This window comes from Intrasporangium sp. (assembly GCF_032907665.1).
In the GTDB taxonomy this organism is placed as follows: Bacteria; Actinomycetota; Actinomycetes; order Actinomycetales; family Dermatophilaceae; genus Intrasporangium.
Window position 1 is genome coordinate 17,845 of the sequence record NZ_JAJJPG010000038.1, and the last position, 10,770, is coordinate 28,614.

Consider the following 10,770-nt stretch of genomic DNA (forward strand, 5'->3'; position numbering starts at 1 on the left):
CAGCGGGACGAATCGGTCGCCTCGTCTGTCCTGGCATGGCGTCTCCGGATGTTCTCGGGGGTCCTAGTACACAGCATGGAGCCGGTTCCTGCTCTCGAACAGGGACCAGTGGCCCCCATCACCTCCCGTTCAGGTACCGCCGAGACGGTGCAGCGCCTCGCCGGTCAACCGGAAGGTCGTCCAGTCGTCCTGTGGCTGGGCCCCATGTGACCGGTAGAACTCCACGGCAGGCGTGTTCCAGTCGAGCACCGCCCACTCGAGGCGCGTCCAGTCGCGCTCCGCGCAGATCCGGGCCAGCTGCGCGAGGAGGGCAGTGCCGATGCCGAGGCCACGCTGGGACGGCTCGACGAAGAGGTCCTCGAGCCAGAGCCCGGGCCGCCCGGTCCACGTCGAGAAGGTCGTGAACCACACAGCCATCGCCACCACGGCTCCGTCGCGCTCCGCGACATGGGCGTATGCCGCTGGGCTCCCCTCCCGGGGAAACAGCGCGTCCCGGAAGTGCTCGGCGGTCGCCACGGCGGACTGCGGTTCCTTCTCGTAGCGGGCGAGCTCGCGGACGAGCCGGACGAGGTCGTCGACGTCGTCGGTCGCGGCCTCGCGGATGACCACGTCGGGTCTGGTGTGGTTCGACACGCACACATCCTCGCCCACGTCAGGTGCGCACGTGGCGTCGGCACCTGCTTCGCACTCTCCCTGGGTGTGGGTCGTGTGGCCGGGGGTGTCGGTCGACCGACGTAGGCTGGGGGCATCATGAGCACGCTCTTCGACGACCTGTTCGGGCCCGACGGGCCACCGCAGACCGGACCCGGACCGTCGTCGGCGGCGGAGGTCGCAGCGGACTCGGACGTGCGCGCCACGACGGACCCCCACGTCACCGCGCACGGCGTCCCGACGTGGGCCGAGGCCGCCGCGCGCGAGGGGCAGGTCGGCGGGGAGCCGGCCCAGCGGCATACGGCACCCGCGTGGGGCTCAGCCGACCCCGAGACGCTGCTCGCGGGGCTCAACCCGCAGCAGCGGGAGGCGGTGGTTCACGAGGGGACGCCGCTGCTCATCGTCGCCGGCGCGGGCTCCGGCAAGACCCGCGTGCTCACCCACCGGATCGCCTGGTTGCTCGGCAAGCGGGGCGCGCAGCCCGGCCAGATCCTCGCCATCACCTTCACCAACAAGGCCGCCGCCGAGATGCGCGAGCGGGTCGAGGCCATCGTCGGTCCGCGCGCGCGGTCGATGTGGGTCATGACCTTCCACTCCGCGTGCGTGCGCATCCTGCGGCGCGAGGCGGCCAAGGTCGGGATGAAGTCGACGTTCTCGATCTACGACGCGGCCGACAGCCAGCGGCTCATGAGCCTCGTCATCCGCGACCTCGACCTCGACCCGAAGCGCTATCCGCCGCGCAGCTTCTCGGCCCAGGTGAGCAACCTCAAGAACGAGCTCATCGACGAGGAGACCTACGCCGGCCAGGTCACCGAGGGGAACCACCACGAGCGCACCCTGTCGGCGGCCTACACGCAGTACCAGCGGCGGCTCCGCCAGGCCAACGCACTCGACTTCGACGACATCATCATGATGACCGTCACCATGCTCCAGGCCTTCCCCGATGTCGCCGAGTACTACCGGCGTAGGTTCCGGCACATCCTCGTCGACGAGTACCAGGACACCAACCAGGCCCAGTACCAGCTGATCCGGGAGCTCGTCGGTGACGGGGTCCCCGGCCAGAGCCCGGACGTCCCGGCCATGACACCGGCTGAGCTGTGCGTCGTCGGCGACTCGGACCAGTCGATCTACGCGTTCCGCGGCGCAACGATCCGCAACATCCTCGAGTTCGAGAAGGACTACGCCGACGCGCGGACCATCCTGCTCGAGCAGAACTACCGGTCGACCCAACGGATCCTGCGGGCCGCGAACTCCGTCATCGCCCGCAACGAGGGCCGGCGGGCCAAGAACCTGTGGACCGACTCCGGCGACGGCCCGATGATCGTCGGCTACGTCGCCGACAACGAGCACGACGAGGCCGCCTTCGTCGCCAAGCAGATCGACGAGCTCGCCGAGACGGGCGTGCGGCCAGGCGACGTCGCGGTCTTCTACCGGACCAACGCCCAGTCGCGGGCCATCGAGGAGGTCCTGGTCCGGGTCGGGCTGCCCTACAAGGTCGTCGGCGGCACGCGCTTCTACGAGCGTCGCGAGGTCAAGGACGCGCTCGCCTACCTTCGCGTCATCTCCAACCCCACCGACACCGTCAACCTGCGGCGCATCCTCAACGTCCCCAAGCGTGGCATCGGTGACCGGGCCGAGGCGTGTGTCGCGGCGCTCGCCGAGCGGGAGCGCATCCCCTTCGTGGCGGCGCTCGGGCGGGTCGAGGACGCCCCGGGCATCGCAACGCGGTCGGTCGCTGCGGTCAAGGGGTTCACCGCGCTCCTCGAGGAGCTGCGGACCGTGTACGACAGCGGCAGCGGGATCGCGGTGCTGCTCGAGGCGGTCCTCGAGCAGAGCGGCTACCTCGCCGAGCTCCGGGCGAGTCACGATCCCCAGGACGAGACGCGCGTCGAGAACCTCGCCGAGCTCGTCGCCGTGGCTCAGGAGTTCGACGAGCGGCGCGCCCTGGAGGCCGAGGTCGGTGGAGGCGGGGGCGCGGCAGGGGGCGACGAGCCCGAGGACGTCGGACCTGCCGGCGCGCTCGAGGAGTTCCTCGAGCAGGTGTCGCTCGTCGCCGACGCCGATGAGGTGCCGGACGAGCCCGGGGCCGAGTCCCAGGGGGTCGTCACGCTGATGACCCTCCACACCGCCAAGGGCCTCGAGTTCCCCGTCGTCTTCCTCACCGGGATGGAGGACGGGACGTTTCCCCACCTCCGTTCGCTCGGCGACCCCAAGGAGCTCGAGGAGGAGCGACGGCTCGCGTATGTCGGCATCACTCGCGCCCGGGAGCGGCTGTACCTCACTCGGGCAGCGGTGCGGTCCGCCTGGGGAGCACCGCAGTACGGCCCGCCGTCACGCTTCCTCGACGAGATCCCGGGCGACCTGCTCGACTGGCAGCGCCTCGGGCCCTCGTTCTCGGGAGCCCGGGGCTCGAGCCAGCCCGCCGTCGCGACACTGGCCGCCCGCCCCGGGGTGCGCAGCCCGGGTAGTCGCCCCATCGTCGCGCTCAAGCCGGGCGACCGGGTGACCCACGACGCCTTCGGGTTGGGCACGGTGGTGCGCGTCGAGGGGGAGGGTGACAAGTCCTTGGCCCATGTCGACTTCGGCGGGGACTTCGGGGTCAAGCGGCTGCTGCTCCGGTATGCCCCCGTCGTCAAGCTCTGAGGCGTGGCTTGAGGCGAGGCTTGAGGGGAGCCGCTGACTGCATCACGCCGCTCATCTGCTCAAGCGCAGGTGTGACGCTCTCACGCCGGTCCGGCCGAGGAAACCGTGCGCGCAGGATGGGCGGCTCAGAGGTAGACGCCGCGGGCCGCGAGCCAGCTGCGGGGCGCCACGGCAGCGCCCCCGCCCGGGTGGATCTCGAGGTGCAGGTGCGGGCCGGTGGAGTTGCCGGTGTTGCCGCTGTAGGCCACCCTCTGGCCGGGAGAGACCTTCTCGCCGATGCTGACGAGCAAACGGCTGTTGTGGGCGAACCAGGAGACGGTGCCATCCCAGTAGCGGATCTTGACCAGGTAGCCATAGCCCTCGTTGGACCAGCCCGAGAAGACGACCGTGCCGGTCGACATCGAGTAGACGGGGGTCCCGCTCGGCGCGGCAAGGTCCTGGGCCGGGTGCATCCGGCCCCAACGCCAGCCGTATCCGGACGTGAGCGTGTAGCCGTGGAAGGGAGCGATCCAGCGCTGGGCAAGAGCGAGGCGGCGCTTGCGCTCCGCCTCCTTCTTCTTCTTCTCGGCCGCGGCCTTCGCCGCGGCGGCCTTCTTTGCCGCGGCCTTCTCGGCCGCGATGCGCTCCAGCGCCTCCTTGGCGGCCTCGGCACCGGCCTCGGCCGCCGAGCTGGCGGCCAGTCCGAGCGCGGCCTCGGCGCGGACCCCGTCACGGGAGGCGCGCAGGTTGCCACGGTCTCCGGTCGCGGCGGCGATGGCATCCGTGTCGGCTACCAGGCCGAGGCCCGCAACGGAGTTGGACACGTTCTTCATGCTGGCGGCCTCGGCGCTCAGTGGGCTCGCACCGGCGTCACGGACGATGAGCCCAGCGGCGACGGTGGAGGAGAGCAGGGCCACGGGGACGATGATCTGGCGACCCCGGGCGGGCTTGGCCGCAGGCCGATGACGGCCCACATAGTGGTTGTTGGACACGCAGCGCTTACCTATCTCAGTCCGATGGCGAGACCCGAGGGTAACGTGACCGATTCGTTATCGGGAAATCGACCACGATTCTCCTTAGGTTCGCGTCGTGGAGGAGGGATCACGACCAGGCATGACACTAGGGGATGAACGGCCCGGAGGAAAGGATGAGCGCGACCGAATTTCTCCCGATTCGTGAACTGGGCTACGAAATCAGCGGTGAAGGGTGGTCTGTCGCTGCGGATCCACCGGCGCAACAGCGGCCCGACGCCGTGTGAGCTCGCTCACACCCGGAGTGACGGTTGCCCCTGTCGGGTCGAGATGGGCGAGCGGTTGGGCGATCGATCACGTTTCGTCGACGCGTCGCACCCGCCTGACTAGAGTGCGCGGCATGACTTCCCCCTCTGACTCCAGCGCACCCACCGGAGGCGTCATCCGCGTCATCGTCGCCAAGCCTGGTCTGGATGGGCACGACCGCGGCGCGAAGGTCGTCGCCCGTGCACTGCGCGACGCAGGCATGGAGGTCATCTACACGGGGCTGCACCAGACGCCCGAACAGATCGTCGAGGCGGCCATTCAGGAGGACGCCGACGCGATCGGCCTGTCCGTGCTGAGCGGCGCGCACCTGACGCTCTTCGCCCGGGTCGTCGAGCTGCTCAAGGAGCGGGATGCGAGCGACATCATCGTCTTCGGCGGTGGAATCATCCCCAACGATGACATCCCTCAGCTCGCGGAGCTCGGCGTGGCCAAGGTCTTCACGCCCGGTGCGCCGACCCACGAGATCGTGGAATGGGTCCGCGCCAACGTGAGCGCAGCCTGATTCAGCCCCCATCAGTGGCGTACTTGACCGCACCATCGAACTCGACGAGCACGCGCGTGCCGACGATCCGGAAGTCCGCGCGGTAGGTGCGTCCCTCCGCGACGACCTCGACCTGCGGCTCCACGTCGAAGCCGACGAGGCGCTTCACGAAGGCGGCCCTGGTCTCTCCAGGGGACTCGTGCCGACCGTCCGCACCGGCAAGGGCGGCCCGCACCTGCTGGATGCCGGCATGCCTGCGGAACCGGTCCAAGGCCTCGGCGAGATCCGTGATGCTCAGCTGGCCCGAATGCAGAGCAGCGTCGGCCGAGACAAGGGCACTCAGACCTCCGGACACCAGCCCCGTCTGGACAGCTGCCCACGCGAGGGGAACCGCTGACGGCGTGACCCATGCCCCGGGGCCGGGCTCGGCAGCGGGGTAGGTCACTTCGCCGATCGGCCCTGGAGGACCAGGCCCTTGCGTCGGGTGGACACCCCCGGTGCCTTGAGCCCGTCCGCACGGCGCGGATCGCCCGCTGAGTGACCGGCGATGGCCCTGGCCTCGTGACCCCTGCGTGCCCCCAAGGTCAGATGCACCTTTGACAGATCCACAGCGTGCGTCGCGATCCGCTGGGCGACGACGGCCGAGGAGTGGCTGAGAGCTGCCCTGCCGCAGTACTCGCGCCCGAGTGCGAGCGCGGTCAGCCGATGTCGCTCGATCGGGTCAAGCGGTCCGATGGCCGGCGCGTACCAGCCTCTGGTCAGTCGGACGCACTCCCCTGAGCCGACCAGCCGCTTGAGGTCGTTGTCGGTGAGCCCCATGGTCCGGGCGTCGGCGGTCGAGAAGACGCCGTGTCGAGTGATCAGCGACAGGTTCATGAGGAAACCGTGGACCGTGGCGCGCCGGCCTCGCGGCGGTGCGCCGGGAGCTGTGGAGGCCGGGCAAGGCAGCCGAGGGGGTGTGGACAGTGGCCGGCTGTCGAGAATGAGGCGTGCCGCGCGGGCTTCCCTTCGCCGTGCGGGTTTCCTTCCGCCGGCGGGATGCATCCTGCGCGGGGTCGGGCACGGCGCGCACGGTGAGTCAGGGCGCGCACGCTAGGCAATGCGGCGTCGCGAGGCTGCGTCAGTCGCCTCGCGCGGGGGAGCGCCAGCGGCGGACCGTCCAGAGCCCGCCGGCGACGGCCACGGCCGCGGGGAGGACCCAGGCGGGGACGGCGGCCGACCACTGTGCGATCCGCTCCTGGAGCGAGAACTCGAGGTCGGTCGTGTCGCCCAGGCCGAGGAAGCCGGTGATGCCGGCCGTGCCGTCGAACAGCAGGAAGAGCACACCGATGCCGATGAACAGCAGCCCCGAGACGAGCGTCGTCGAGTGGACCTGGAGCGGACCGACGCGAACCGTGCGCCCGCGCAGCCACGCCCGCCGCCCGAGGTCGTAGCGATCCCAGAGGGCCGCGAGGACGAAGAGGGGAGCCGCCATCCCCAGCGCGTAGACCGCGAGGAGCAGCCCGCCCTGGACGGGCGAGCCCTGCACCGCCGCCATGGTCAGGATCGCGCCGAGCACCGGGCCGGAGCAGAACCCCGCGAGCCCGTAGACCGCCCCGAGCGCCACGGTCGAGACCCATCCGGCGCGGCCGGTCGACTGGGCGGTGAAGCGCGCCTGGAGTCGGTCCATGAAGGGGATGGAGAGCCCCTTGCCGAGGATCATCAGCACGCCGAGCGCGATGATCGACCACCCCGCGATCGCGATGAGCAGCTGCCGGTGCCCGTAGAAGAGCGACGAAGCGAAGCTCGCGCCGATACCCAGCGGGACGAGCGTGAGCAGCAGCCCGACGTAGAACGCGAGGGTTCGCAGCACCTGGGCCGTCCGCGACGCGAAGGCGTAGGCGAAGAACGACGGCACGAGCAGGGCGCTGCACGGCGAGAGCAGCGCGAGCACCCCGGCGGCGAAGGCGGCGAGCAGGCCGACCTCGGTCACTTGGCCTCCGCCGTGGCCGCCTCCGCCTTGGCGAGCTCGGCGTCGATGATCTGCGTGAAGGTCTCGGTCGGCTGGGCACCGATGACGGGGTTGCCGTTGATGAGGAAGGCGGGCGTGCCGGTGACGCCGATGCTCTGACCCTCGTCGAAGTCCTCGGCGACTGGGGCCTGCACCTCCGGGTCGGCGAGGTCCGTGCGGAACTGCGCGACGTCGAGACCGATCCGCTCGGCGATGCCCGCAAGGAAGCCCTCCGTCAGCTTGCCGCTGTTGGGCGGCTGCTGGTCGGCGAAGATCGCGTCGTGGAACTCCCAGAAGCGGCCCTGCTCGGCAGCGGCTCGCCCGGCGTGGGCGGCCGTCGTGGACTCCGGCCCGAGGTAGGGGAAGTCACGCCACTCGATGCGGAGCAGGCCCTTGTCGACGTACTCCGTGACGAGGGTGGGCTTGGTGTCGCGGGCGAACTTCCCGCAGAAGGGGCACTGGTACTCGGAGTAGTTGATGAGGACGACCGGTGCGTCTTCTGCACCGAGCGCGACGGGGTCGCCGGGGGTGCGGCGAGCCAGCGTGGCGAGCGCCGCGATCTGGGCGTCCTGCTCGGACGTGTCCGCGGGCTCACCCGGCTGCCCGGGCTCACCGGCGGGCTGTCCGGGCGCGTCGCCGGTGGCCGTGCCGGCCGCCTGGCCCGCTGGAGGCGCCTCGCTGCCCTTCGTCAGCATCGGGCCGAAGGCGACGAGGAGGGTGACGAGCGCTGCGACGAGCGTGACGACGAGGGGAGCAACGAGCCGCTGGCGCCGGCTGGTCGTCGGCGTGCGCTCGGCTGCGGGGTCGGGGGTCGGGGTGGGCGTGTCGGTCATGAGGTTCCTCTGGTGGGGGTCACTGGGGGTGGTGAGGGCGTATGCCGCTGGGCCGGGCGCCGCACTCAGGCGCCGGTCTCGACGGGGTGGCCGGCGAGGCGCCATTCGAGCAGGCCGTCCTCGAGCCGCCGGGCCGTGCGGCCCTGGTCGCGCAGGAGGCGGACGGCGTCGGTGGCGAGGACGCAGTAGGCGCCGCGGCAGTAGGCGATGATCTCGACGTCCGGGTCGGCGGTCTCGAGGCGTTCCGCGAGCCGGCCGAACGGGACCGAGCGTGCCCCGGGAAGGTGGCCGGCGGCATACTCCTCCGGCGGCCGGACGTCGAGCAGGAGCACGTCGCCGCGTTCGAGCCGCTCGAGCAGCTCCTCGCGGCTCACCTGCTCGACGTCGTCGTGACCGAGGCCGAGGTAGGCGGCGAGCGCCTTCTCCACGTCGGCGGAGTGCTCACGGGCCACGGCGAGCATCGAGGCGTAGAGGCCGACGACGTCCTCGCCCGCGAGCCGGTAGTGGATGCGGGTGCCCTCGCGACGGGTGGTGACGAGGTTGGAGAGCTTGAGGACCTGGAGGTGCGCGGATGCCGTGCTCACTCCCATGCCCGCCTCGCGGGCGAGGGACTCGACGGTCCGCTCGCCCTGGGCGAGCAGGTCGATGAGCACGAGCCGCTTTGCGCTCGCGAAGGCCTTGCCGACGAGGGCGAGCTCGTCGAAGAGGGCGGCGTGCCGGTCCGGGTCGGTGCCTGCCGGGGGTGGTGCTGCAGTCACCGCGGGGCCTGCCGAGGCGGTTTCGTCCAACGTTCCTCCAAAGATCTTTGGAATACCGTAGGCGGCAACCACCGAGACCACCAACTCGGGAGGCCGTGCGCGGGGCGCTCCGGCGCCGCGCGCGCCAGCATGTGGGCGGGGAGTGTGATCTTCGTCCGGTCGGCAGGGCGCCCGGTCGGAGCGCTCTGTGCGGGGCACTAGAGTCCGAGGGTAAGCCGACTCCCGATCGATGATGAGGACGGACTCACCCGTGGATCTCTTCGAGTATCAAGCGCGCGACATGTTCGAAGCGCACGGCGTCCCGGTTCTGGCCGGCGCCATCGCCACGACCCCCGAGGAGGCTCGCGCGGCGGCCGAGCGCGTCGGGCAGCAGTCGGGCGGCGTCACGGTCGTCAAGGCCCAGGTCAAGACCGGGGGCCGCGGCAAGGCCGGCGGTGTCAAGGTCGCCAAGACCCCCGACGAGGCGCAGGCACACGCCGAGCAGATCCTCGGCATGGACATCAAGGGCCACACCGTCCACCAGGTGATGATCGCCCAGGGCGCGAAGATCGCCGAGGAGTACTACTTCTCCATCCTGCTCGACCGGGCCAACCGCAGCTACCTCGCCATGTGCTCCAAGGAGGGCGGCATGGACATCGAGCAGCTCGCGGTGGAGCGGCCCGAGGCGCTCGCGAAGATCAACGTCGACCCCAACGTGGGCGTCGACGACGCCAAGGCCCGCGAGATCGTCGACGCCGCCGGCTTCGACGAGGCCGACAAGCCGGGCCTCATGGACGTCATGAAGAAACTGTGGGAGGTCTACCGCGACGAGGACGCCACGCTCGTCGAGGTCAACCCGCTCGTCAAGACCGAGGACGGCCAGTACATCGCCCTTGACGGCAAGGTCTCGCTCGACGAGAACGCCGGCTTCCGCCACCCCGACCACGCCGCGCTCGAGGACAAGTCCGCTGCAGACCCGTTCGAGGCCGAGGCGAAGGAGAAGGACCTCAACTACGTCCGCCTCGAGGGCTCGGTCGGCATCATCGGCAACGGCGCCGGCCTCGTCATGAGCACCCTCGACGTCGTCGCCTACGCCGGTTCTGAGATCGACAGCGTTCGGGGTCCGAAACCTGCAAACTTCCTCGACATCGGTGGCGGCGCCTCCGCCGAGGTGATGGCCGACGGCCTGCACATCATCCTCTCGGACCCGCAGGTCAAGTCCGTCTTCGTCAACGTCTTCGGCGGGATCACCGCCTGTGACGCGGTCGCCAACGGCATCGTCGGTGCGCTCGACGCCCTCGGTGACGAGGAGGACCGCCCGCTCGTCGTCCGCCTCGACGGCAACAACGTCGAGGAGGGCCGCCGCATCCTCGCCGAGCGCAACCACCCCCGCGTGATCATCGAAGAGACCATGGACGGCGCGGCCCGCAAGGCCGCCGAGCTCGCCGCCGCCGCGAACTGACCCTGACGACGAAGAGAAATCGAGGCAATTTTCCATGTCGATCTTTTTGAACGCTGACTCGAAGGTCATCGTCCAGGGCATGACCGGCTCCGAGGGCATGAAGCACACGCAGCGGATGCTCAAGTCCGGCACGGCCATCGTCGGTGGGGTCAACCCCCGCAAGGCCGGCACGACGGTCGACTTCGACGGCGGCGTCACGGTCCCCGTCTTCGGCACCGTCCAGGAGGCGATCGACGCGACCGGTGCGAATGTCACGGTCATCTTCGTCCCGGCGCAGTTCACCAAGTCCGCTGCCGTGGAGGCGATCGACGCCGAGATCCCGCTCGCCGTCGTCATCACCGAGGGCGTCGCGGTCAAGGACACCGCCGAGTTCTTCAACTATGCCGAGGCCAAGGGCACGACACGCATCATCGGCCCGAACTGCCCCGGTCTCATCACGCCGGGAGTCTCCAACGCCGGCATCATCCCGGCGGACATCTCCGGGGGTGGCCGCATCGGGCTCGTCTCGAAGTCCGGCACCCTGACGTACCAGATGATGTACGAGCTGCGCGACATCGGCTTCTCGACCGCGGTCGGCATCGGCGGCGACCCGATCATCGGCACGACGCACATCGACTGCCTGGCCGCCTTCCAGGATGACCCCGACACCGACGCGATCGTCATGATCGGCGAGATCGGCGGCGACGCCGAGGAGCG

Annotated in this window: 11 protein-coding genes; 4 read left to right on the forward strand and 7 right to left on the reverse strand. The window is 70.3% G+C overall.

Annotated elements, in window-relative coordinates; translation table 11 throughout:
• Nucleotides 1-129: 129 nt before the first annotated feature.
• Complete coding sequence (locus LOY02_RS08045; protein ID WP_317181824.1) at nucleotides 130-633, reverse strand: GNAT family N-acetyltransferase; 504 nt, start codon at nucleotides 631-633, stop codon at nucleotides 130-132.
• Between the two features lie 117 nt (nucleotides 634-750).
• Between LOY02_RS08045 and pcrA the strand changes: the two genes are divergently transcribed.
• A complete protein-coding gene (pcrA, locus tag LOY02_RS08050) occupies nucleotides 751-3,294 on the forward strand; it encodes a DNA helicase PcrA (protein WP_317181825.1) in 2,544 nt (847 codons plus the stop codon).
• Nucleotides 3,295-3,419: 125 nt separating this feature from the next.
• Here the strand turns inward: pcrA and LOY02_RS08055 are convergent, their stop codons facing one another.
• Nucleotides 3,420-4,265: a M23 family metallopeptidase gene (locus LOY02_RS08055; RefSeq protein ID WP_317181826.1), complete on the reverse strand. Its 846-nt coding sequence runs from the start codon at nucleotides 4,263-4,265 to the stop codon at nucleotides 3,420-3,422.
• A 379-nt stretch (nucleotides 4,266-4,644) separates the two neighbouring features.
• Here LOY02_RS08055 and LOY02_RS08060 point away from each other — a divergent pair, with 379 nt between their 5' ends.
• On the forward strand, nucleotides 4,645-5,073 hold the full coding sequence (locus LOY02_RS08060; protein WP_317181827.1) for a cobalamin B12-binding domain-containing protein: 429 nt from the start codon (nucleotides 4,645-4,647) through the stop codon (nucleotides 5,071-5,073).
• A gap of 1 nt (nucleotide 5,074) precedes the next feature.
• Here LOY02_RS08060 and LOY02_RS08065 read toward each other — a convergent pair whose 3' ends face one another.
• The 5 genes from LOY02_RS08065 to LOY02_RS08085 form a co-directional block, all read right to left on the reverse strand.
• Nucleotides 5,075-5,497, reverse strand: coding sequence for a hypothetical protein (locus LOY02_RS08065; protein ID WP_317181828.1), 423 nt, complete (start codon nucleotides 5,495-5,497; stop codon nucleotides 5,075-5,077).
• Nucleotides 5,494-5,928, reverse strand: coding sequence for a type IV toxin-antitoxin system AbiEi family antitoxin domain-containing protein (locus LOY02_RS08070; RefSeq protein WP_317181829.1), 435 nt, complete (start codon nucleotides 5,926-5,928; stop codon nucleotides 5,494-5,496). Before LOY02_RS08070 ends, LOY02_RS08065 begins: the two co-directional genes overlap by 4 nt.
• Nucleotides 5,929-6,172: 244 nt before the next feature.
• Complete coding sequence (locus LOY02_RS08075; protein ID WP_317181830.1) at nucleotides 6,173-7,024, reverse strand: cytochrome c biogenesis CcdA family protein; 852 nt, start codon at nucleotides 7,022-7,024, stop codon at nucleotides 6,173-6,175.
• Nucleotides 7,021-7,875, reverse strand: coding sequence for a DsbA family protein (locus LOY02_RS08080; RefSeq protein WP_317181831.1), 855 nt, complete (start codon nucleotides 7,873-7,875; stop codon nucleotides 7,021-7,023). The genes LOY02_RS08075 and LOY02_RS08080 overlap by 4 nt, the downstream gene beginning before the upstream one ends.
• 65 nt (nucleotides 7,876-7,940) lie before the next feature.
• Nucleotides 7,941-8,633: a metalloregulator ArsR/SmtB family transcription factor gene (locus LOY02_RS08085; protein ID WP_317181832.1), complete on the reverse strand. Its 693-nt coding sequence runs from the start codon at nucleotides 8,631-8,633 to the stop codon at nucleotides 7,941-7,943.
• 250 nt (nucleotides 8,634-8,883) lie between these two features.
• Here LOY02_RS08085 and sucC point away from each other — a divergent pair, with 250 nt between their 5' ends.
• The gene (gene sucC, locus LOY02_RS08090; RefSeq protein WP_317181833.1) at nucleotides 8,884-10,074 is read left to right on the forward strand and encodes an ADP-forming succinate--CoA ligase subunit beta; all 1,191 of its coding nucleotides are present in this window, start codon (nucleotides 8,884-8,886) and stop codon (nucleotides 10,072-10,074) included.
• A 34-nt stretch (nucleotides 10,075-10,108) separates the two neighbouring features.
• Nucleotides 10,109-10,770: succinate--CoA ligase subunit alpha (locus LOY02_RS08095; protein ID WP_317181834.1), on the forward strand; the 662-nt coding region annotated here is incomplete at its 3' end.